The sequence below is a fragment of the Stenotrophomonas sp. B1-1 genome (assembly GCF_010894375.1).
Taxonomy (GTDB): domain Bacteria; phylum Pseudomonadota; class Gammaproteobacteria; order Xanthomonadales; family Xanthomonadaceae; genus Stenotrophomonas.
Window position 1 is genome coordinate 22,959 of sequence record NZ_JAAIUZ010000032.1, and the last position, 20,862, is coordinate 43,820.

22 protein-coding genes are annotated in these 20,862 nt (G+C 67.2%); 9 read left to right on the top strand and 13 right to left on the bottom strand.

The window, feature by feature from the left end; genetic code table 11:
• Positions 1-152 precede the first annotated feature (152 nt).
• On the top strand, positions 153-1,319 hold the full coding sequence (locus tag G4G00_RS20470) for a PQQ-dependent sugar dehydrogenase (RefSeq protein WP_108748258.1): 1,167 nt from the start codon (positions 153-155) through the stop codon (positions 1,317-1,319).
• Between the two features lie 57 nt (positions 1,320-1,376).
• Here G4G00_RS20470 and G4G00_RS20475 read toward each other — a convergent pair whose 3' ends face one another.
• The 4 genes from G4G00_RS20475 to folB form a co-directional block, all read right to left on the bottom strand.
• On the bottom strand, positions 1,377-1,904 hold the full coding sequence (locus G4G00_RS20475) for a hypothetical protein (protein WP_108770953.1): 528 nt from the start codon (positions 1,902-1,904) through the stop codon (positions 1,377-1,379).
• A gap of 143 nt (positions 1,905-2,047) precedes the next feature.
• A complete protein-coding gene (locus G4G00_RS20480) occupies positions 2,048-4,222 on the bottom strand; it encodes a glycoside hydrolase family 3 N-terminal domain-containing protein (protein WP_164276178.1) in 2,175 nt (724 codons plus the stop codon).
• A gap of 138 nt (positions 4,223-4,360) precedes the next feature.
• Positions 4,361-5,632, bottom strand: coding sequence for a mechanosensitive ion channel domain-containing protein (locus tag G4G00_RS20485; protein ID WP_108751950.1), 1,272 nt, complete (start codon positions 5,630-5,632; stop codon positions 4,361-4,363).
• A 64-nt stretch (positions 5,633-5,696) separates the two neighbouring features.
• Complete coding sequence (folB, locus tag G4G00_RS20490) at positions 5,697-6,050, bottom strand: dihydroneopterin aldolase (protein ID WP_108751949.1); 354 nt, start codon at positions 6,048-6,050, stop codon at positions 5,697-5,699.
• Between the two features lie 510 nt (positions 6,051-6,560).
• On the opposite strand from folB, the gene G4G00_RS20495 reads away from it, so the two are divergent.
• On the top strand, positions 6,561-7,214 hold the full coding sequence (locus G4G00_RS20495; protein ID WP_164276181.1) for a hypothetical protein: 654 nt from the start codon (positions 6,561-6,563) through the stop codon (positions 7,212-7,214).
• A 65-nt stretch (positions 7,215-7,279) separates the two neighbouring features.
• Here G4G00_RS20495 and tsaD read toward each other — a convergent pair whose 3' ends face one another.
• On the bottom strand, positions 7,280-8,305 hold the full coding sequence (gene tsaD / locus G4G00_RS20500) for a tRNA (adenosine(37)-N6)-threonylcarbamoyltransferase complex transferase subunit TsaD (RefSeq protein WP_108751947.1): 1,026 nt from the start codon (positions 8,303-8,305) through the stop codon (positions 7,280-7,282).
• Between the two features lie 166 nt (positions 8,306-8,471).
• On the opposite strand from tsaD, the gene rpsU reads away from it, so the two are divergent.
• From rpsU to G4G00_RS20530, 6 genes are all read left to right on the top strand, one after another.
• Positions 8,472-8,687: a 30S ribosomal protein S21 gene (gene rpsU / locus G4G00_RS20505; protein WP_002808376.1), complete on the top strand. Its 216-nt coding sequence runs from the start codon at positions 8,472-8,474 to the stop codon at positions 8,685-8,687.
• 136 nt (positions 8,688-8,823) lie between these two features.
• Positions 8,824-9,267, top strand: coding sequence for a GatB/YqeY domain-containing protein (locus tag G4G00_RS20510; RefSeq protein ID WP_108751946.1), 444 nt, complete (start codon positions 8,824-8,826; stop codon positions 9,265-9,267).
• Positions 9,268-9,374: 107 nt separating this feature from the next.
• Positions 9,375-10,301 (top strand): YihY/virulence factor BrkB family protein, encoded by a 927-nt coding sequence (locus tag G4G00_RS20515; protein WP_108748250.1) that lies wholly within the window; start codon positions 9,375-9,377, stop codon positions 10,299-10,301.
• Positions 10,302-10,359: 58 nt separating this feature from the next.
• Positions 10,360-12,102, top strand: coding sequence for a DNA primase (gene dnaG / locus G4G00_RS20520; RefSeq protein ID WP_108751945.1), 1,743 nt, complete (start codon positions 10,360-10,362; stop codon positions 12,100-12,102).
• Between the two features lie 22 nt (positions 12,103-12,124).
• Positions 12,125-12,625, top strand: coding sequence for a sulfur transferase domain-containing protein (locus G4G00_RS20525; protein WP_108751944.1), 501 nt, complete (start codon positions 12,125-12,127; stop codon positions 12,623-12,625).
• 28 nt (positions 12,626-12,653) lie between these two features.
• A complete protein-coding gene (locus G4G00_RS20530) occupies positions 12,654-13,625 on the top strand; it encodes a bile acid:sodium symporter family protein (RefSeq protein WP_108761027.1) in 972 nt (323 codons plus the stop codon).
• 150 nt (positions 13,626-13,775) lie between these two features.
• Here the strand turns inward: G4G00_RS20530 and cyoE are convergent, their stop codons facing one another.
• From cyoE to G4G00_RS20550, 4 genes are all read right to left on the bottom strand, one after another.
• A complete protein-coding gene (gene cyoE / locus G4G00_RS20535; RefSeq protein ID WP_108755199.1) occupies positions 13,776-14,669 on the bottom strand; it encodes a heme o synthase in 894 nt (297 codons plus the stop codon).
• Between the two features lie 4 nt (positions 14,670-14,673).
• Positions 14,674-15,837, bottom strand: coding sequence for a COX15/CtaA family protein (locus G4G00_RS20540; protein ID WP_108751941.1), 1,164 nt, complete (start codon positions 15,835-15,837; stop codon positions 14,674-14,676).
• Positions 15,838-15,847: 10 nt separating this feature from the next.
• Positions 15,848-16,417, bottom strand: coding sequence for a hypothetical protein (locus G4G00_RS20545; RefSeq protein ID WP_108751940.1), 570 nt, complete (start codon positions 16,415-16,417; stop codon positions 15,848-15,850).
• 142 nt (positions 16,418-16,559) lie between these two features.
• Positions 16,560-17,267 (bottom strand): SURF1 family protein, encoded by a 708-nt coding sequence (locus tag G4G00_RS20550; RefSeq protein WP_108751939.1) that lies wholly within the window; start codon positions 17,265-17,267, stop codon positions 16,560-16,562.
• 57 nt (positions 17,268-17,324) lie between these two features.
• Here G4G00_RS20550 and G4G00_RS20555 point away from each other — a divergent pair, with 57 nt between their 5' ends.
• The gene (locus tag G4G00_RS20555; RefSeq protein WP_108748240.1) at positions 17,325-17,543 is read left to right on the top strand and encodes a twin transmembrane helix small protein; all 219 of its coding nucleotides are present in this window, start codon (positions 17,325-17,327) and stop codon (positions 17,541-17,543) included.
• Between the two features lie 20 nt (positions 17,544-17,563).
• On the opposite strand, the gene G4G00_RS20560 is transcribed toward G4G00_RS20555, so the two are convergent.
• Genes G4G00_RS20560 through ctaD form a run of 4 tightly spaced genes read right to left on the bottom strand, consistent with a single transcriptional unit; the run spans position 17,564 to position 20,862 of the window.
• Positions 17,564-18,439: a cytochrome c oxidase subunit 3 gene (locus tag G4G00_RS20560; RefSeq protein WP_108748239.1), complete on the bottom strand. Its 876-nt coding sequence runs from the start codon at positions 18,437-18,439 to the stop codon at positions 17,564-17,566.
• 13 nt (positions 18,440-18,452) lie between these two features.
• Complete coding sequence (locus G4G00_RS20565) at positions 18,453-19,043, bottom strand: cytochrome c oxidase assembly protein (RefSeq protein WP_164276184.1); 591 nt, start codon at positions 19,041-19,043, stop codon at positions 18,453-18,455.
• Entirely contained in the window at positions 19,040-19,246 is a 207-nt protein-coding gene (locus G4G00_RS20570) for a hypothetical protein (protein ID WP_108751937.1), read from the bottom strand. The genes G4G00_RS20565 and G4G00_RS20570 overlap by 4 nt, the downstream gene beginning before the upstream one ends.
• 8 nt (positions 19,247-19,254) lie before the next feature.
• Positions 19,255-20,862, bottom strand: coding sequence for a cytochrome c oxidase subunit I (gene ctaD / locus G4G00_RS20575; protein WP_164276188.1), 1,608 nt, complete (start codon positions 20,860-20,862; stop codon positions 19,255-19,257).

Below are 20,862 nucleotides of genomic sequence, written 5' to 3' on the forward strand. Positions count from 1 at the left end.
GACTGGCGGGCATGCATTGCCCGGGCACGGCCACCCTAGACCATTGGCGAAGCGCCGCACAGGGGGCAGCAGGACCTTCGGGCCACGACCGTCACCCCCACGGTGGTATACAACACAGAGCCTGGCCATCCGCATCCCCGTTGGAGATACCCATGACCCGCACGCCCCTGCTGCTCGCCCTCGGCCTGTTGCCGATCCTTGCCACCACTGCCTGCAGCGCCGCCGGCCCGGACACGGCAGCCACCTCCGCAGCCGCCGCGGCGCCGGCCAGCACTGGCGAGCGCCCGTTCACCGCCACCGAAGTCAGCCGCTTCGACCAGCCCTGGGCCATGACCTTCCTGCCCGACGGCAGCCTGCTGGTGACCGAAAAGCGCGGCAAGCTGCAGCACTTCGATATCGCCAGCGGCGCCAAGCATGAGATCCGCGGCGTGCCGAAGGTGGCCTACGGCGGCCAGGGCGGCTTCGGCGATGTGATCCTGCATCCGGACTTCGCCCGCAACAATGTCGTTTACGTCAGTTATGCCGAAGAAGGCACGCTGGACACGCGCGGCGCGGCCGTGGCCCGTGCCACCTTGGCACTGGATGCACAGGGCGGCGGCGAGCTGAAGGATCTGCAGGTGATCTGGCGACAGACGCCGAAGGTCAGCGGCCAGGGCCACTACGGCCACCGCCTGGCGTTCGGCCCCGATGGCAAGCTGTGGATCGGTTCCAGCGAACGGCAGAAGTTCGATCCGGCGCAGGACATGGGCAGCAACCTGGGCAAGATCGTGCGCCTGAACGACGACGGCACGCTGCCGGCCGACAACCCCTTCGCATCGCAGGGCGGCGTGGCGGCGCAGGTCTGGTCGCTGGGCCATCGCAACATCCTGGGCATCGCCTTCGATGGCAACGGCAAGCTGTGGGCGCAGGAAATGGGTCCGGCCGGCGGTGACGAGCTGAACCTGATCCAGCGCGGCTCCAACTACGGCTATCCCATCGTGTCCAACGGCGACCACTACGATGGCCGCCCGATTCCCGACCACGACACGCGCCCGGAATTTGCCGCACCGAAGGTCACCTGGAACCCGGTGATTTCCCCGGCCGGGCTGATCTTCTACAACGGCGCGCTGTTCCCGCAGTGGAAGGGCAGCGCCTTCATCGGCGGCCTGTCGTCCACCTCGCTGGTGCGCGTGGCCTTCGACGGCGACAGCGCCCGCGAGGCCGAGCGCTTCAACATGGGTGAGCGCATCCGCGAAGTGGAACAGGGCCCGGACGGTGCGCTGTGGCTGCTGGAAGATGGCAGCAAGGCACGCCTGCTGAAGCTCACGCCGAAGGCCTGATCACCCGGCAATGCGCAGCTGGAACGGCCCCGCATGCGGGGCCGTTTCGCTTTCCACTTACTGGATGGTGATGACCTTCACTTCGCTGCGCGTGCACGCCGCATCCAGGCACGTGCCGTTCAACCAGACCTGGCCATCGCCGATCATCACGCCCTGCTGGTTCACGAAGACCTTGCCGAAATCCTGTTCGGACACGGCCTTGACCACCGCCGGGGTGATGATGGTTTCGTAGTTGCGCTGGAACTCACCCGGGCCGGTGATCTTCCTGCCGCCGGCGATATTCAGCGGGAAGCGCACTTCCTCCACCACTGCCGCACGGTCGCCACCGACCACGGCGGTCTTGAACGCGTTGAACACCTTTTCGTACTGCGCGGCGTCGCCCAGCACGCTGTCGATGCGGGCACGCGCGTCGTCGGCGCTGGTTTCAGCCGGCGCGACCGCGGGGGCGGCGGGTTCAACGGCAGGCGTGGGCGCGGCCGCAGCGTCCATCGGCGGCGGTGCGTCGGCCGCGGGTTCGGCCGGCGCGGGCGGCTGCGAACAGGCCGCCAGCAACAGGGCCGGCATCAGGAAAGCGATCTTGCGCATGCGCGAACTCCATCGGATCGAAAGCCCGATGGTAGCGCCGGGCCAGCCCCGGCGTGTTCGTGCATCGTGAGCAAGGCAACGCCGGGCATGGCCCGGCGCTACCGCTTGCCGTAGATCCACGCCATGCGTGGATGAGCGCGCAATCAGCCCTTCAACAACTCGAACTGCACCGCTTCACCGGCCGCCGACGAGGCACACACCCACACGTCGAACTGGCCCGGCTCGGCACGCAGCACGCCGTCGCGGCCGGTGAACGCCAGCTGCTCGCGGGTCAGGGTGAATACCACCTCGGTCGATTCACCCGGCTGCAGGGCCACCTTGCGGAAGTCCTTCAGTTCACGCACCGGGCGCACGCGGCTGGCCACGCGGTCGTGGATGTACAGCTGCACCACTTCTTCGCCGGTCACGCGGCCGGTGTTGGTCAGGGTGGTGGTCACGGTCAGGGTGTCATCCCAGCCCAGCTGCGCGGCGCTGAGCTGCGGCACGCCGTAGGCGAAGCTGGCGTAGCCGATGCCGTGGCCGAACGGGTACAGCGGCTCGTTCGGAATCTCGCGCCAGCGCGCCTTGAATTCCGACATGGTCGGCAGTTCCGGGCGGCCGGTGCGCGGGTGGTTGTAGAAGTACGGCTGCTGGCCGGACACCTGCGGGAAGCTGACCGGCAGGCGGCCGGACGGGCTGTAATCGCCGAACAGCACATCGGCCACGGCATGGCCGGTCTGCGTGCCCAGGTACCAGGTAACCGCCACGGCGTGCGCATTGCGCACCGCGCCCTGCAGGGCCAGCGCGCGACCATTGCGCAGCAGCACCACCAGCGGCTTGCCGGTCATCGCCACCGCCTCGGCCAGCGCCTGCTGTGCCGGCGGCAGGGTGATTTCCACGCGCGACTGCGCTTCACCGCTGTACCGCTGCGGTTCGCCCAGTGCCAGCACCACCACATCGGCACGCAGCGCAGCGGCCACGGCCGCTTCGGTGCCGCCCGGGATGGCCGCTTCCAGCTCGCAGCCCGGCACGATTTCCAGCAGCGCTGCATCGCCGATGGCCGCGCGCACGCCGGTTTCCAGATCCACGTAGCGCTGCTTGTCGCCGAACAGGGTCCAGCAGCCTTCGATGTTCTCGCGGTCCTGCACGAACGGGCCGATCAGGGCGATCTTCTGCCCGGTCTTCTGCAGCGGCAGCACGTTGTCGCGGTTGTTCAGCAGCACGATGGAACGGCGCGCGGCGTCGCGCGACAGTTCGTCGTGGGCGGCGATGTGCGCGGTGTCCGCTTCGCGCGCCGGGTCCAGCGAACGATACGGGTCGTCGAACAGGCCGATGGTTTCCTTCAGCCACAGGATGCGGCGCACGCCTTCGTCCAGCACGGCCATCGGCACTTCGCCGCTTTCCACCAGGCCCGGCAGGTGTTCGGCGTAGAAACCGCTCTGCATGCTCAGGTCCAGCCCGGCGGTGAACGCCTTGGCGGTGGCATCGCGGTCGTCGGCGGCATAGCCGTGGGCGACCAGTTCCATGTCGGCGGTGTAATCGGAAATGACCACGCCCGGGAACTTCCACTCACCACGCAGGATGTCGGTCAGCAGTTCGGCGTTGGCACTGGCCGGCACGCCGTTGATGTCGTTGAACGAGGACATCACGGTGATCGCGCCGGCATCGAAGGCGGCCTTGAACGGCGGCAGGTGCACGTCGCGCAGGGTCTGCGGCGAGATGTCCACCATGTTGTATTCCATGCCGGCCATCACCGCGCCGTAGGCGGCGAAATGCTTGGGCGTGGCCAGCAGCGAATCGGCGGCGCGCAGGTCGCTGCCCTGGAAGCCGCGCACGCGGGCGGCGGCGAACGCACAGCCCAGCACCACGTCCTCACCGGCGCCTTCGGCACCGCGGCCCCAGCGCTGGTCGCGGGCGATATCCACCGCCGGCGCGTAGGTCCAGTGCAGGCCGGCTGCGGTGGCCTCGATGGCGGTGGCACGGGCGGTGCGCTCGGCCAGGTCCGGCTCGAAGCTGGCTGCTTCGCCCAGCGGGATCGGGAACACGGTGCGCATGCCGTGGATCACGTCGGCGGCCAGGATGACCGGAATGCCCAGGCGGCTTTCCTCGGTGGCCACCTGCTGGATGCGGCGGCCCAGTTCGGCGCCCACGCCATTGAACAGCGAGCCGACCTTGCCCTCGCGCACCTGCTGCAGCACTTGGTCGGCGTTGCGCACGTTCGCTTCCGGGTTCACGTCCGGCGCGAACGGACGCACCATGTCGGCGAAGACACCCAGCTGGCCGACCTTTTCCTCGACGGTCATCTGGGCAATGAGGGATTCGATGCGATCGGAGGCCACCAGCTGTCCTTATGAAAACGTTTACAAGCCCGGCATTCTAGCGTTCCCGGGCGGTTTGGCGAGAGGTTTCTACGTTCAGTTTCGTGCGCCCGCCCACAGTCTGGGCGTTCCATACGGGTGCGGACGCGAGGGTGCAGCTTACTCCGAGCCGGCCTGCTGGCGCTGCCCGGCCATCAACATGGCATCGCTGGAGGCCTGGAACACCCGCAGCCCGAAGGCCGGCAGGATGGCCAGCAGGTGGTCGAAAATGTCCGACTGCACCGCCTCGTACTCGGCCCAGGCGGTGCTGCGGGTGAAGCAGTACAGCTCCAGCGGCAGGCCTTCGGTGGTCGGCTGCAGCTGGCGCACCAGCAGGGTCATGTCCTGGTGGATGCCGGGGTGGTTGCGCAGGTAGCGCTCCACGTACACCCGGAAGGTGCCCAGGTTGGTCACCCGGCGGCTGTTCACATCGGCCACGCCCTGCTCGCGCAGGCGCCCGTTCCACTGCCCCAGCTCCTGTTCCTTCTGCTGCAGGTAGTCGCCCAGCAGGGCGAACTGGCCCAGGAACTGCAGATCGCCGTCATCCAGGAAACCGACGCTGTGCTGGTCCAGGTACAGCGCGCGCTTGATCCGGCGGCCGCCGGCTTCCTGCATGCCACGCCAGTTCTTGAACGATTCGGTCACCAGCTTCTTGGTCGGAATGGTGGTGATGGTCTTGTCGAAGTTCTGCACGGTGATGGTGTGCAGGGCGATGTCGATCACGTCGCCATCGGCGTTCTGGCTGGGCATTTCGATCCAGTCGCCAATGCGCACGCGGCCATCGCCACTGATCTGCACGCTGGCCACCAGCGACAGGATGGTGTCCTGGAAGATCAGCATGAGCACCGCGGTGGCCGCGCCCAGACCGGTCACCAGCGGCCCCAGCTTCACCCCCAGCAGGGTGGCCAGGATCGACAGACCGGCGGCCACGAACACCACGATCTTGACCACCTGCAGATAGCCCTTGATCGGCTTGTTGCGGGCATCGGGCTTGCGCTCGTACAGGTCGTTGGCCGCGTCCAGCGCGTGCGACACCGCCAGCGCCAGAGTCAGCACCGCCCAGGCGGTACACAGCGCCACCACGCCACTCACCAGGCGCGGCGGCAGATCGGGAATCAGGGCCACGCCCGAGGCGATCACCTGGCTGGGCACCACGTTGGACAGGCGCGCGATGACCCGCATCAGGTGGCTGCCACGGCCGGTATCGGCACCGGGCAGGCGGCTGATCAGGCGCCGCAGGCCGCGCAGCAGGATGCGTTTGGTCACCCAGTTGGCCAGGCCGGCGGCGATCAGCAGCGCCGAAATCATCAACGCCAGGTAGGCGCCGGGATAGGGTTCCAGTGTGTTCTGCAGCTGGTCCAGCCACTGTACCGCCACCACCGCGTCCACCATCCGTTGTCTCCTTGTTGTTGTGTCATGCAGGCCGGCGCATGGCCGGCGGAAAAACGTGCGTCCGTCAGTCGCGCGAACGCTCGATGATCACCCCCACCGCGCGCGCGCCGCGCACCGCACCGGGCTTGCTCAGCTTCAGCCGCAGCCACTTCACCTCGAATTCGTCCAGCACGATCTGCGCGCAGCGCTCGGCCAGCGTTTCCACCAGACCGAACTCCGATTCGCGCACGAACTGTTCCAGGCGCTTGCTGACCGCCTTGTAGTTCAGGGTATGGGCGATGTCATCGCTGGCAGCCGGGCGACGGTTGTCAAAGCCCATTTCCAGATCGAACACCAGGTCCTGGCGGATGCGCCGTTCCCAGTCGTAGATACCGATCAGGGCGTCGATGGTCAGCCCTTCGATGAAAACCTTGTCCATTGCGGTTACCAGCCGAATACAGACGACCATGGTACCGGCACGGCGGTGAGCCTGCCCGGAACGGGGGTTGGCGGTGGATGCGGCGGAAAAAACAAAGGGCCCTGCTAGCGGGGCCCTTTGGTACTACCGTTTGTCCCCGGGGGGAGCTGTTGAACAGCCGCGGATCCCGGTGGCGCAGCATTCGAAATTGAAGCACGTCAGGCCTGCTGATCAAGAGGCGATTACGACGATGCCGGTGCCTCAAAAGACAAAGGGCCCTGCTAGCGGGGCCCTTTGGTACCTCTCAACGTCCCCAGGGGAAGCTGGAATCCAGCCGCGAGTCCCGGAGCACACGCCGCAAGGTTAGGAGTGCCACCCAGCCCAGTCAATTGGCAAATGCGACACGGCAGACGACAGGGTGAAAAACCGAGCCGACCCACAAAAAAACACTGACGATCCTGATGCCGTTTTCTGATGTTCCTGCCTCGTTCCCAAGGTCAATGTGAAGCCACGTTCCCTGGGAGTGAGTTGATGAAGGAAAGCAGGATCCTGCAGGCAGCGCTATCCCGGCAGAGATGGTCGACCTACGAACGCATCGCTTCGCGTTGCGTAGCCGAACCAGCCACGCTCTATGCCTGGAACATGCAGATGTGTGCTGCTCTCCTGCCACCGCTGCACATCTGCGAGGTCGTGATCCGCAATGCAGCCGCTACGGCGCTGGCGCATCGCTATGGTCGATGCTGGCCTTGGCATCCAGCGCTGCTGCGCAGTCTTCCTGCCGAAGGCGCGCTTGCATCGCTACGCGATGCCTGCGGCAGCGCCGGAGCTCCCAGGGAGGTACCGGAGGTCATCGCCAAGCTGCGATTCGGCTTCTGGCAGCAATTGTTCGCTCGACGGTTCGAGCATTCGATCTGGGCCGGGACCATGAGCCTGGTGCTGCCACACGCACCCTCGGCGCCGCTGTCCGTCCTGCGTCGGTCCATCCATGCCGACCTCGACCGCATCCGCCACCTGCGCAACCGTATCGCCCACCACGAACCCATCCTGGAGCGTGACATCGGTGCCGACCTGGCCGCGATCGGGCGGCTGATCCATGCGCGCTGCCCACATACCCTGGGCTGGTTGCAGCGCCATGAGCGTGCGACGACGGTATTGGCGGCGTCGCCGTTGGGTGCCTGTCCGTAAGGTGTCCGCCGGGCATGGCCCGGCGCTACCGGCGCGCGTGGTTTACGCCGCCGGGAAATCGTCGTTCACACCGCCGGCAGGGTCGCCATGTCCCAGCGCGGGGTCACCTCGACCTTCGGCGGGTTGTGCTGCCCGGCCTGCAGCCGCAGCGCGCCGGCGAAGGCGATCATCGCGCCGTTGTCGGTGCACAGCGCCGGGCGCGGGAAGCAGGCACGGCCGCCCAGGCGTTCGGCCATCTGCTGCAGGCGCGCGCGCAGGCGCTTGTTGGCGCCCACGCCGCCGGCCACCACGATCACGTTGGTGCCGGCCGCTTCCAGTGCGCGCTCGCACTTGATGCTCAGCGTTTCCACCACCGCATCTTCGAAGCCACGGGCAATGTCGGCGCGGGTCTGCTCGCTCTGGTCGCTGTCGCGCCAGGCCATCAGGACCTGGGTCTTCAGGCCGGAGAAGCTGAAATCCAGCCCCGGCCGGTCGGTCATCGGCCGCGCGAAGCGGTACACGCCGGGCGTGCCCTGCTCGGCCAGCCTGGCCAGCTGCGGGCCACCGGGGTACGGCAGCCCCATCATCTTGGCGGTCTTGTCGAAGGCCTCGCCGGCCGCGTCGTCCAGGGTTTCGCCCAGCAGGCGGTACTGGCCGATCGCATCCACCGCCACCAGCTGGGTATGGCCGCCGGACACCAGCAGGGCCACGAACGGGGCCTGCGGCGGGTCGTCTTCCATCAACGGCGCCAACAGGTGGCCTTCCATATGGTGTACGCCCACTGCCGGCACCTCCAGCGCCCACGCCAGCGAACGGGCCACGCCCGCCCCCACCAGCAGGGCGCCGACCAGGCCGGGGCCGGCCGTGTAGGCCACCCCGTCAATGTCGTCCACGCCCAGCCCGGCCTCGCCCAGGGTCTGGCGGATCAACGGCAGCAGCTTGCGCACGTGGTCACGGCTGGCCAGCTCGGGCACCACACCACCGTATTCGGCGTGCAGGGCGATCTGGCTGTAGACCGCATGGGCGCGCAGGGCCGCGCTGCCGGCCAGGTCGGTGTCATACACCGCCACGCCGGTCTCATCACAGGAAGATTCGATGCCAAGGACTCGCATGCCTGCTATTATGACGCCCCTGCCGGTCCCTCGGGGACTGTGCAGAACCCTCTGCAATCGAACCACCGGCCCGTATTCAGGGTTGGCCGCTTGCAGTTTGTCTTTTCGCCGCTATAATGTGCGGCTCGCCGGGCGTGACCCGGTTCTACTGTGTCCCGGAGATTCCATGCCCAGCGTCAAAGTCCGCGAGAACGAGCCCTTCGAGTTTGCTCTTCGCCGCTTCAAGCGCACTTGCGAAAAGGCCGGTGTGCTGGCCGAAACCCGCAAGCGCGAGTTCTACGAAAAGCCGACCCAGGAGCGCAAGCGCAAGGCCGCCGCTGCTGTGAAGCGTCAGCTGCGCCGCTCGTCGCGCGACGTCACCAAGCGTCAGCGCCTGTACTGATCGGACGCATCTTCATTGCGGCGGGCTCGTCCTTCCGCAGTGGAGTCGAAGCCGGCACGCGCGAGCGTTGCCGGCTTTTTGCGTTTCCGGGCCCGGGCATCCGCCCTGCCCCACCACCATCACCTCGAGGTTCCTCATGAGCATGAAGCAGCAGCTCACCGAAGACATGAAGGCCGCCATGAAGGGCGGCGAGAAGCACAAGCTGGGCGTGATCCGCCTGATCAACGCCGCCATCAAGCAGAAGGAAGTGGACGAGCGCATCGAGCTGGATGACACCGCCGTGATCGCCGTGCTGGACAAGATGGTCAAGCAGCGCAAGGACTCGGTCAGCCAGTACGAAGCGGCCAACCGTGAAGACCTGGCCGAGATCGAGCGCGCCGAGATCGTGGTGATCGAAGCCTACCTGCCGGCCAAGATGGGCGAAGCCGAAATCGTGGCCGCCATCCAGGCTGCCATGGCCGAAACCGGCGCCAGCACCCCGGCCGACATCGGCAAGCTGATGGGCGCGCTGAAGCCGAAGCTGGCTGGCCAGGCCGACATGGGCCTGGTGTCCAAGCTGGTCAAGCAGCAGCTGTCGTAAGCCAGCCCTTGGGGTCGGATCCCTTTCGCCACGCGAAAGGGCTCTGACCCCATCGCGGTCCCCGGCGCTTCACCACGCCTTCGACCCCCGGCTGCTACAACAGCCGCATGGTCGAACCGGCACCCCGCGTCCCCGTGAATCTGCAAAAGTACGTCCAGCGCCTGCAGGACAGTTTCCCGATGGCGGTAGGCAAGCGCTTCGTCGACATCGACGTGCTCACCCAGGCCGCCTCGGTCTCCTTCTACGCCCTGCTGTCGATGGCACCGCTGCTGGTGCTGCTGCTGTGGCTGACCGCCTCGCTGTACCCGCCCGCGCAGCAGGCCCTGGTCGAACAGATCAGCTCGGTGGCCGGCAGCAGTGCCGCCACGGTGGCCGAAACCGTGCTGAAGAACGCCGACAACCAGCCCGACGTGGGCTCGCTGGCCGGGCTGTGGAGCACCCTGCTGCTGTTCATCGGCGCCACGGCGGTGTTCGCCCAGCTGCAGAACGCACTGAACCTGATCTTCCGCACCAGCGGCGAACGCCTGGATGGCATCAAGGCCTGGCTGCGCAAGCGAGTGTTCTCCTTCGGCGTGGTGCTGGCGCTGGGCTTCCTGCTGATCCTGTCGATGACCGCCACCACCATGCTGCAGGTCGCATTCGCGCAGCTGCCGTCGGTGCTGCCAGCCATCGGCTACCTGACCAGCCTGCTGCTGTACGCGGCCGGCTTCGCCTTCATGTACCACTACCTGCCGGACCGCCGCGTGGCCTGGCGCCAGGCCTTCATCGGCGGCGTCATCACCTCGGCGCTGTTCGCGCTGGGGCGCTATGGCATCGGCGTGTACATCGCCACCGTCGCACCGGGCAGCGCCTACGGGTCGATGGGCGCGCTGGTCATTTCGCTGGTCTGGATCTACTACGCCACCGTGGTGTTCTTCGTCGGCGCCTTGATGACCGCGGTGATCGACGAACGCTTGCGCGCGCGCAACCATCTGGCGCTGGCCGGCATCGATCCGGCCACGGCGCAGGCAGATGCCCAGCAAGGGGTAAACTAGGGGCACTGACTGTTCCCCTCTGCGTGGCCCTGCCGGCCGCGCCCCTGCCCTGTTGCCCATGGCCCGTATCCCCGACGCATTCATCGACGACCTGCTGGCCCGCTCCGACATCGTCGAGGTGGTCGGCAGCCGCGTGCCGTTGAAGCGCCAGGGCAAGGAATACGCGGCGCGCTGCCCGTTCCATGACGAGCGCTCGGCCTCGTTCACGGTCTCGCCCACCAAGCAGTTCTATCACTGCTTCGGCTGCGGCGCGCACGGCACCGCCATCAGCTTCCTGATGAACTACGACCGCCTCGAATTCCTCGATGCGGTGGACGAACTGGCCAAGCGCGCCGGCATGGAAGTGCCGCGCAGCGAGAACCCGCGCAGCGCGCAGCAGCAGGACGAAGGCCGCGAGCTGTATGCCGCACTGGATGCCGCCATGAAGTTCTTCCAGAAGAACCTGGAAGGCAGCGACAAGGCGCGCGCCTACCTGGATGGTCGCGGCGTGGACGAAGAGAACCGCACCCGCTTCCAGATCGGCTACGCGCCAGACGGCTACAGCGGGCTGCGCGATGCGCTGGGCAAGGACGAGCGCAAGATGAAGCTGCTCGACCGCGCCGGCCTGTTTTCCAAGAACGACCGCGGCCACGTCTACGACAAGTTCCGCGACCGGGTGATGTTCCCGATCTTCGACCGCCGTGGCCGGGTGATCGCCTTCGGCGGCCGCGTGTTCGAGAAGGACGACGGCCCCAAGTACCTCAACTCGCCGGAAACCGCGCTGTTCCACAAGGGCCGCGAACTGTACGGCCTGTGGCAGGTGCGCCAGGCCAACCAGAAGATCGAACGGTTGATCGTGGTCGAAGGCTACATGGACGTGGTCTCGCTGTTCCAGTTCGGGGTCACCCAGGCGGTGGCCACGCTGGGCACGGCCACCACGCCCGACCATGCCGAGCTGCTGTTCCGCAACGCGCCGGACGTGTTCTTCTGCTTCGACGGTGACGCCGCCGGCCGCCGTGCCGGCTGGAAGGCGCTGGAATCAGTGCTGCCGCGCATGAAGGATGGCCGCCAGGCCTTCTTCCTGTTCCTGCCCGACGGCGAGGACCCGGACACCATCGTGCGCAAGGAAGGCGCCGAGGTCTTCAACGAACGCCTGAAGCAGGCCACGCCGCTGTCGCAGTTCTTCTTCGATGAACTGACCCGCGAGATCAACCTGGGCACGCTGGACGGCAAGGCCCGCCTGGCCGAACGCGCAAAGCCGATGCTGGCGCAGATTCCCGATGGTGCCTTCGGCGACCTGATGAAGCAGCAGCTGGCGCAGCTGACCGGCCTGGGCGGCGGCAACGCGGCGGCCGCGCGCGCGCCGATGCCGCAGCGCGCGCCGGCCCGGCAGATCCAGCCCATCGCCAAGCGCAGCCTGGTGCGCGGCGCCATTGCCGTACTGCTGCAGCAGCCGTCGCTGGCGCTCACGCTGGGCGGCAAGCACCACTTCCAGGGCCTGCGCCTGCCCGGCGTGGAGCTGCTGCTGGAACTGCTGGGGCTGGTCGAACAGCGCCCGGACATCAGCACCGGCGCCCTGCTGCAGCATTTCGACGGCCGCGAAGAGCAGGCGTCGCTGCACACGCTGGCCGCGCAGACCCTGCCCGGCGATGAGGCGGTGTGGACCCAGGAACTACACGACGCCGTCGCCCAGCTGGAGAAACAACTGCTGGTGCAACGTTTGGACGAACTGTTGGCAAAGCAGCGCCAGCAGGGCCTGGACGATACTGACAAGTACGAACTGCGCGAGCTGCTGAAGGCGCGCGCCACCCTGCGCCTGTAGGGCGGCCACCCACGGAGAGACCATGCTGCTGCGCCTGACCTGCCTGCTGTTGTTGTCGCTCTGCACGCCCCTGGCCGCGCTGGCCGGGGAAAACCCGATCAACGAAGTGCGCCCGGGCCTGCATGCCGGCGGCCAACCCAGTGCCGCGCAGCTGCAGGCGCTGGCCGCGCAGGGCGTACGCACCGTCATCGACCTGCGCCAGCCCGAAGAAGACCGCGGTTACGACGAGATGGCCCAGGCCGAAGCACTGGGCCTGCGCTACGTGCGCATTCCGGTAGCCGGCGCCGAGGGCCTGGATGCAGCCAACGTGCGCGCCGTGCACCAGGCGCTGCAGCAGAGCCAAGGGCCGGTGCTGCTGCACTGCGCCTCGGGCAACCGCGCCGGCGCCGTGCTCGCCCTGGTCAATGCGCGCTACGAACATGCCAGCCCGGAGCAGGCCCTGCCATTGGGCCAACGAGCTGGCCTGAAATCCCTGGAAGCCGCCACCCGCCAGCGTCTGGCGGAACCGGTCACCTCCCCCTGACCCCCACGTACCAAGGAGCCTGCCCACCATGACCCGCTGGTGGTCGCGCCTGCGACCGGACAACTTCACCCTCGCCCTGCTGTGCACCGTGGCCCTGGCCTCGCTGCTGCCGATGAAGGGCGCCGCTGCCATGGTGCTGGACGATGTCACCACCGTGGCCATCGCCGCCCTGTTCTTCCTGCACGGCGCGCGCCTGCCTCGCGAATCGATCATTGGCGGCATGCTGCACTGGCGGCTGCACCTGACCATCCTGGCCTGCACCTTCATCCTGTTCCCGCTGCTGGGGCTGATGTTCAAGCCGCTGTCGGGCTGGCTGCTGACCCCCGAGCTGTATCTGGGCGTGCTGTTCCTGTGCACGCTGCCGTCCACCGTGCAGTCGTCCATCGCGTTCACCTCGATGGCGCGCGGCAACGTGCCGGCGGCGGTCTGCAGTGCGTCGCTGTCCAGCATCCTGGGCGTGTTCCTTACCCCGCTGCTGCTGACCGCGCTGGCCGGCACCTCCGGCGGCGTGCACGACCCGCTGCATGCGATCGGCGGCATCATGCTGCAGCTGCTGGTGCCCTTCGTGGCCGGCCACCTGCTGCGGCCGTGGATTGCCGGCTGGGTGGAAAAGCAGCGCGCGCTGCTGCGCTACACCGACCAGGCCACCATCCTGCTGGTGGTGTATTCGGCGTTCGGCGAAGCGGTGACAGAAGGGCTGTGGAGCAAGACACCGCTGCTGTCCCTGTTTGCCGTGGCCGTGGTGGCCGCCGTGCTGCTGGGCATCGCCATGCCGCTCATCACCTTCCTGGCGCGCCGCCTGCACTTCAACCGCGAAGACGAGATCGCCATCGTGTTCTGCGGATCGAAGAAGAGCCTGGCCACTGGCGTACCGATCGCCAAGGTGTTGTTCGCCGGCGGCAGCCTGGGCGCCATCGTGCTGCCGGTGATGATCTACCACCAGATCCAGCTGATCGTCTGCGGTGTGATTGCGCAGCGGTATGCGCGGCGCGCGCCCTGAGTGACGGGAAAACCATCCACGCATGGCGTGGATCTACTGGGGCCATCCGTGCGTGGCATGAAGCCACGGTAGATCCACGCCATGCGTGGATGCATGCACCACCGTGAGGACGGGGTCAGAGCCCCTTCGGGGATCCGACCCCGGGAAGGGTCACATCCAGGGCAGGATCCAGTGGTCCACCAGCAGGAAGGCGAACAGCGCCATCAGGTACACGATGGAGTACTGGAACATCTTCATCGAGAAGAACTCATCCGGCGGGTTCTGCATGCGCCAGGCGTACCAGAGGAACACGGCGTTGAGCACGATCGCCCCGCCCAGGTAGAACGGCCCGCTCATGCCCACCAGGTAGGGCACCACGCACACCAGCGCCAGCACCACCGAATAGGCCAGGATCTGCTTGCGCGTGTGCACCACGCCGTGGGTGACCGGCAGCATGGGGATCTTCGCCTTGGCGTAGTCCTCGCGGCGGAAGATCGCCAGCGCCCAGAAGTGCGGCGGGGTCCAGATGAAGATGATCAGCACCAGCAGCGACGAATACGCCCAGTCCGACGAACCCTGCATGCCAGTAATCGCCGCCCAGCCCAGCATCGGCGGCATCGCGCCGGCCAGGCCGCCAATGACGATGTTCTGCGAGGTCGCGCGCTTCAGGTACACGGTGTAGATCACCGCATAGCCGATCAGCGAGGCGAAGGTCAGCACGGCGGTGATCCAGTTCACCCACAGCAGCAGGATCGCCATCGACAGCACGATCAGCACGCCGGCGAACACCAGCACCTGCCACGGCTTGACCTTGCCCACCACCAGCGGGCGCCACGAGGTGCGCGCCATCTGCGCGTCGATATGCGCATCCAGCAGCTGGTTGATGGCAGCGGCCGCTGAGGCGGCCAGCCAGATGCCCAGGAAACCCAGCGCGCCGGCGCGCACCTGTTCCCAGCTGGGTACGCCCGGAATGGCCAGGACCATGCCGACCAGGGCGGTGAACACGATCAGGGCCACGACCTTGGGCTTGGTCAGGTCCCAGTACTGGCGATAGTTGGAAAACATGCGATCAGTCCGGCGCGCGCAGGCGGGCCAGCAGGCTCACCAGCACGAACAACAGGGCAACGGCCACGCCGTTGTGGGCCACGGCCACCGCCAGCGGCAGGGCCAGCTTCACGTTCAGGATGCCCAGGGTGACCTGCAGCACCAGCAGGGCCACCAGCGCACTGGCCCAGCCGCGCATGCTGGGCAGGCGGAACAGGCGCAGGCCCAGCCACAGCAGGTAGGCCGCCACCACGATGGCGAACAGGCGGTGCGCCATCTGGATGGCGATGCGCGAGGCGCCATCCAGCACGCCCCCTTCGTAATCCACGCCGATGCCGCGCCACAGGGTGAAGCCTTCCACGAAGTTGTGCTGCGGCCACCACTGGTTGGCACAGCGCGGGAAGTTGTCCAGCGACGCGCTGCCGCCACCGCAGGCCAGTGCGGCGTAGTTGGCGCTGACCCAGCCGCCCAGCGCGATCTGGGTGACCAGCACGGCCACGCCGATGCGCAGCAGCCACTTCAGCTTCGGCGCTTCGGCCAGGGTGATCGGCAGGTGCGTTGCCCGCCACGCCATCCACACCAGCAGGCCGAACATCAGCATGCCGCCCAGCAGGTGGCCCATCACTACGATGGGTTTCAGCAGCAGGGTGACCGTCCACATGCCCAGCAGGGCCTGGAAGATCACCACCGCCAGGGTCAGCAGGGCCGCCCGGGCCAGGTCGATGTTGCCCCAGCGCAGCGCGGCGATCAGCAGGATCGCCTCACCCACCAGGGCCAGGCCGCTGGCCGTGCCATGCCAGCCCATCATGTACAGCGGTATGCCGGCGGCCACCAGTACGCAGGCGGTCACCACCGCCGTGCTGCCGAAGCGGCGCTTGCGGGTGGCCAGCAGGGCCAGGGTCAGGATCTCGATGCCCAGCGCGCCGGCCAGGAAGCGGTGCACCTGCTCGCGCCAGGCCTTGTGGGTTTCCAGCGGACGGATCTCGGTGGCCGGGTGGCCGATGGTTTCTTCCACGTGCTGCGGCCAGGTGGCCTGCCCATAGCAGGTCGGCCAGTCCGGGCAGCTCAGGCCAGCATCGGACAGGCGCACGAAGGCGCCGAACATGATCGTGCTGGCGGTCATGATCATGGCGAACCACGCCAGGCGGTGGAAATTACGGTGCAGCGCCGGACGCGCGGAAAGGCTCATCAAACGGGACTCACTTCAGTTTCAGCAACGTGGCCATGTCCTTGCGCAGGCCCCCCAGGTCACTGCCGGGGGCATGGCGCATGATCACGAAGCCGTTCGGATCGATCACATAGACCGGCAATCCGGCCGGATCGTCGGCACCGGGCAACGCCGCGCGCAGGGCGGGCGACGGCGCCAGTGGCCGCAGCGCGGGCAGTGCGGCGATCGGCGCCGGTGGCGTGCCCAGCCACAGAATCTCCACATTATCGGCGTTATGGCCGAACAGCTGCCACACCTTGCCCAGTCCCTGCGACAAAGTGACGCACTGCGCGTCACAGGCCCCGGCCGGCGCCACCAGCAGCCGCCAGGTGCGCGCTTCGGGGTTCCATGGGTAGGGCTGGCCGTTGGCCAGGGTCGGCGGCTGCTGGCGCAGGTCCACCGGTGGCTGCAGCAACTGCCCGGCATTGCGGTGCCCGGTGGGCTGCCAGCCGGTGAAGCGCAGCACGGCGGCCAGCGCCATCGCCCCGAAGAACACGGCGAACAACAGCAGCAGGGTGCGGCGGCCGGAACCGCGTGCCTGCGGGGTGGTGGCGGTGTTCATGCGGGCATTTTCTCATGGTTGGGTGGAAGGAAGCGGCCGGCGCTCTGGTAGTCGGGGGAAAGGAAGCGGTCGACGCTCTGGTAGCCCCCGACCTTGGTCGGGGGAAATGGTGCCGACCAAGGTCGGCACCCACCGGAGCCGGTCAACGCCGCCGCCGGCGCCATTCCAGCACCAGCGCCACCACCAGCACGGTCAGCGCCAGGCCGAACCACTGCACGGCGTAGCCCAGGTGGCGCTGCGGCGGCAGGGTGTTGGGCAGCAGGTCCAGATCGCGCTCGTCGCCGATCGGCAGCGCCGGGTCCAGCCGCAACACCCGGTCGGGCAGCGCGGCCAGGCCCAGCGCGCGGGCCAGGCCATCGGCGGGCAGGCGGCTGGCCAGCCAGCGCCCGGGCTGGCCGGTTTCACTGAACGCCGGGCCCAGCGCCAGGCCGGCCGACGGCGGCGGCGCCAGCAACCCGCGCACCGCCAGCGGCGCCGGCAGCGCGTCCAGCACCGGCAAGGTGCGGTCCGGCGGCAGCGCGCGCCAACCCAGGTCCACCAGCAGCACGCTGCCACTGTCACTGCGGAACGGCCGGTACACCTTTACCCCGGCGCGGCCGTGGCGCATCTGGTTGTCCAGCAGCACCACGCCCGGCAGAAAGCGGCCATGGTCGGCCACCCCATGCAGTGCGCCGGGCGCCGCCAGTGCCTGCGCCAGCGGCAACGCCTGCGCCACCGCCGGGCCCTGCGCATCCAGCAGGGCCTGCTTGGCGTGCATGCGCTGCAATTGCCACAGGCCCAAGGCGGTGAAGCCGGCCATCGCCAGCAGCGCCAACAGCCAGCCGATCCAGCGTGTGTGCTGGCGCATCATGACAAGTCCACGCAAACGCGGTCAGATAGGCGCATCCACCCTGCCCCCGAGCCGTGCATGAGTGATTCGCTGAAGACCCTGCTGGTGATCGCGTTCCTGATCGTCATCGTCTGGAATCTGGGCGCCGGCCTGTACTACCTGCTGGTCGACCGCGGCCAGACCAAGCGCACGGTCAATGCGCTCACCCGCCGCATTGCGGTGTCGGTGGCCCTGATCGCGCTGGTGATCGTCAGCATCTACATGGGCTGGATCAAGCCGCACGGCGTCGGCGGCTGAGGGTACCTGCCGCTGCGCACTCAAAGGACGTAGACGAACAGGAACAGCATCAGCCACACCACGTCCACGAAGTGCCAGTACCACGCGGCGGCTTCGAAGCCGAAGTGGTTGTCGCGGGTGAAGTGGCCCTTGGCCGAGCGCAGCCACATCACGATCAGCATGATCGTGCCCAGCAGCACGTGCGCACCGTGGAAGCCGGTCAGCATGAAGAACGTGGACCCGTAGATGCCCGAACCCAGGGTCAGGTTCAGTTCCTTGTAGGCGTGGATGTATTCCTCGGCCTGCAGGGTCAGGAAGAACGCGCCCAGCAGCACGGTCAGGCCCAGCCACACCAGCAGCTGGCGGCGGTGGCCACCCTTCAGGGCGTGGTGGGCGATGGTCAAGGTCACGCCGGAAGTGAGCAGGATCAGCGTGTTGATCAGCGGCAGGCCCCAGGCGGGAATGGTCTGGAACGCACCACCGATCGCCGCCGGTCCATTGGTCGGCCAGCCGGCCGAATAGCCCTGCCACAGCAACTCGTTGGTCATCACCCCATCGCCTTCGCCGCTCAGCCACGGCAGGCCCAGGTTGCGGGTGTAGAACAGCGCGCCGAAGAAGGCACCGAAGAACATCACTTCGGAAAAGATGAACCAGACCATGCCCATGCGGAAAGAGCCATCGACCTGGCGGTTGTAGTGCCCGGCCTGCGATTCGCGCACCACATCGCTGAACCACCAGAACAGGGTCAGCACCAGCATCGCCAGGCCGGCATAGAAGGTCCAGCGGCCCCAGCTGGCATCGTTCAACCAGCTGGCCACGCCCACCATGGTCACCATCATCGCGATGGAGCCCACGAACGGCCAGCGGCTCTGGGCCGGGACGAAGTACACATTGGCGTCGTGCGGGGTCTGGGCCATGTCGGTTTCCGGGTCAGGGAGCGGCGTGCGCGCCTTCCGAGGTAGCGGCTGCAGCCAGCCGATCGGACAGCGCATCGTTGCGGTAGAAGGTGTAGGACAGGGTGATCGTCTTGATCTCCGGGGGCAGGTCGGGATCGACGATGAAGCGCACCGGCATGTCGCGCTTCTCACCTGCCTGCAGGGTCTGGGCGGTGAAGCAGAAGCATTCGGTCTTGCTGAAGAACCCCGACGCACGTGCCGGCGCCACCGAGGGCACAGCGCTGCCCACCACTGCCCCTGCACTGTCGTTGCGGGCGAAGTACAGGGCTTCGTTGAGTTCGCCCGGCACCACGTCCATGGTCAGCTGCTCGGGGTGGAACGACCACGGCAGGCGCGAATTCACCCCGCCGTCGAATTCCACGCGCACGGTGCGCTTGCCGGCGGCGGCGCCGGTGCTGGCTTCACTGCCGGGGCCGCGTTCCAGGCGCACGCCGAACACTTTTTCGCAGGCGATGCGGTACAGCGGCACCAGCGAGAACGTCAGCAGGAACACCGCCACCGCCACGCCGATCAGGCGCGGCAGGCCGGCGCTGCGTGAGGTCGCGGTGGCCGGTGCATCGCTCATCGGCCGATCACCCCGCTGAGGATGAAGCCCACGTAGACCAGCACGGCAATGGCGCCCACCCACAGTGCGGTGCGGCGGGCGCGCTGGCGCTGCAGCTCGACGCCGTTGCTCTCGCTGTTGTAGAGCCGAGCCATGCTCGGCTGCTTTTTGTCAGTCGAGCATGGCTCGACTCTACCGGTTGGAAGCGGGCTCTCGTTATGCATGCACCACCTCAATGCGTGATGTCGTCATGGGCCAGATCCCCCGGACGGATCGTCGGCGGCGTGGTGAAGGTATGTGCCGGTGCCGGCGAGGGCAGCGTCCACTCCAGCCCGCGTGCGCCCTCCCAGGAACGGTCGGCGGCCTTTTCGCCATTGCGCAGCGACGACAGCAGGATCGCCGCCATCATGAACGGCGTGGCGAACATGCCGAACGCACCGATCGAGCTGATCAGGTTCCAGTCGGCGAACGCCACGCTGTAATCGGGAATGCGCCGCGGCATGCCGGCCAGGCCGAGGAAGTGCTGCGGGAAGAACAGCAGGTTCACGAACACGATCGACCACCAGAAGTGCACCTTGGCCCACTTCTCGCTGTACATGCGCCCGGTCCACTTCGGCCACCAGTAGTACACCGCTGCGATCAGCGCGAACACCGCACCGGTCACCAGCACGTAGTGGAAGTGGGCCACCACGAAGTAGGTGTCGTGGTACTGGAAGTCGGCGGCCACGATGGCCAGCATCAGGCCGGAGAACCCGCCGATGGTGAACAGGATGACGAAGGCCACCGACCACAGCATCGGCGCTTCGAAGGTCAGCGAGCCGCGCCACATGGTGCTGACCCAGTTGAACACCTTCACCCCGGTGGGGATCGAGATCAGCATGGTGGCGAACATGAAGTAGATCTCGCCGCCCAGCGGCATGCCCACGGTGAACATGTGGTGGGCCCAGACGATGAACGACAGGAAGGCGATCGCCGCGGTGGCGTAGACCATGGCCTGGTAGCCGAACAGCGGCTTGCGGCTGAAGGTCGGGATGATCTCGCTGACCACGCCGAAGGCCGGCAGGATCATGATGTAGACCTCGGGGTGCCCGAAGAACCAGAAGATGTGCTGGTACATCACCGGGTCACCGCCACCGGCGGCATTGAAGAAGCTGGTGCCGAAGAACTTGTCGGTCAGCAGCATGGTCACCGCGCCGGCCAGCACCGGCATCACCGCAATCAGCAGGAACGCGGTGATCAGCCAGGCCCAGCAGAAGATCGGCATCTTCAGCAGGTCGATGCCCGGCGCACGCATGTTCAGCACCGTGGCGATGATGTTGATCGCGCCCATGATCGAGCTGATGCCGGCCACGTGGATGGCGAACACACTGAAGGCCACGTTGTAGCCGCCCTGCAGCGACAACGGCGGGTACAGCGTCCAGCCACCAGCCGGTGCACCGCCGGGCAGGAACAGGGTCAGCAGCAGCAGGCTGAAGGCCACCGGCAGCAGCCAGAACGACCAGTTGTTCATGCGCGGCAGGGCCATGTCCGGCGCGCCGATCTGCAGCGGAATCATCCAGTTGGCCAGGCCCACGAAGGCCGGCATCACGCCACCGAAGATCATCACCAGTGCATGCACGGTGGTCATCTGGTTGAAGAATTCGGGCTTGACGAACTGCAGGCCCGGCTGCGCCAGTTCCGCACGGATCACCACGCTCATCGCCGCACCGATGATGAACATGATGAAGCTGAAACCCAGGTACAGCGTGCCGATGTCCTTGTGGTTGGTCGAGAAGAACCAACGCTCGAAGAAGCTCTGGTGGTGATGGTGATCGTCGTGCCCAACTGCCGAGTGCGCCAT

Coding starts and splice junctions, on each gene's coding strand:
- G4G00_RS20470 (WP_108748258.1), top strand. CDS start 153: ATGACCCGCACGCCCCTGCTGCTCGCCCTCGGCCTGTTGCCGATCCTT.
- G4G00_RS20475 (WP_108770953.1), bottom strand. CDS start 1,904: ATGCGCAAGATCGCTTTCCTGATGCCGGCCCTGTTGCTGGCGGCCTGT.
- G4G00_RS20485 (WP_108751950.1), bottom strand. CDS start 5,632: ATGGTGGACGCGGTGGTGGCGGTACAGTGGCTGGACCAGCTGCAGAAC.
- folB (WP_108751949.1), bottom strand. CDS start 6,050: ATGGACAAGGTTTTCATCGAAGGGCTGACCATCGACGCCCTGATCGGT.
- G4G00_RS20495 (WP_164276181.1), top strand. CDS start 6,561: ATGAAGGAAAGCAGGATCCTGCAGGCAGCGCTATCCCGGCAGAGATGG.
- tsaD (WP_108751947.1), bottom strand. CDS start 8,305: ATGCGAGTCCTTGGCATCGAATCTTCCTGTGATGAGACCGGCGTGGCG.
- rpsU (WP_002808376.1), top strand. CDS start 8,472: ATGCCCAGCGTCAAAGTCCGCGAGAACGAGCCCTTCGAGTTTGCTCTT.
- G4G00_RS20510 (WP_108751946.1), top strand. CDS start 8,824: ATGAGCATGAAGCAGCAGCTCACCGAAGACATGAAGGCCGCCATGAAG.
- G4G00_RS20515 (WP_108748250.1), top strand. CDS start 9,375: ATGGTCGAACCGGCACCCCGCGTCCCCGTGAATCTGCAAAAGTACGTC.
- dnaG (WP_108751945.1), top strand. CDS start 10,360: ATGGCCCGTATCCCCGACGCATTCATCGACGACCTGCTGGCCCGCTCC.
- G4G00_RS20525 (WP_108751944.1), top strand. CDS start 12,125: ATGCTGCTGCGCCTGACCTGCCTGCTGTTGTTGTCGCTCTGCACGCCC.
- G4G00_RS20530 (WP_108761027.1), top strand. CDS start 12,654: ATGACCCGCTGGTGGTCGCGCCTGCGACCGGACAACTTCACCCTCGCC.
- cyoE (WP_108755199.1), bottom strand. CDS start 14,669: ATGTTTTCCAACTATCGCCAGTACTGGGACCTGACCAAGCCCAAGGTC.
- G4G00_RS20540 (WP_108751941.1), bottom strand. CDS start 15,837: ATGAGCCTTTCCGCGCGTCCGGCGCTGCACCGTAATTTCCACCGCCTG.
- G4G00_RS20545 (WP_108751940.1), bottom strand. CDS start 16,417: ATGAACACCGCCACCACCCCGCAGGCACGCGGTTCCGGCCGCCGCACC.
- G4G00_RS20550 (WP_108751939.1), bottom strand. CDS start 17,267: ATGATGCGCCAGCACACACGCTGGATCGGCTGGCTGTTGGCGCTGCTG.
- G4G00_RS20555 (WP_108748240.1), top strand. CDS start 17,325: ATGAGTGATTCGCTGAAGACCCTGCTGGTGATCGCGTTCCTGATCGTC.
- G4G00_RS20560 (WP_108748239.1), bottom strand. CDS start 18,439: ATGGCCCAGACCCCGCACGACGCCAATGTGTACTTCGTCCCGGCCCAG.
- G4G00_RS20565 (WP_164276184.1), bottom strand. CDS start 19,043: ATGAGCGATGCACCGGCCACCGCGACCTCACGCAGCGCCGGCCTGCCG.
- G4G00_RS20570 (WP_108751937.1), bottom strand. CDS start 19,246: ATGCATAACGAGAGCCCGCTTCCAACCGGTAGAGTCGAGCCATGCTCG.
- ctaD (WP_164276188.1), bottom strand. CDS start 20,862: ATGGCGCACTCGGCAGTTGGGCACGACGATCACCATCACCACCAGAGC.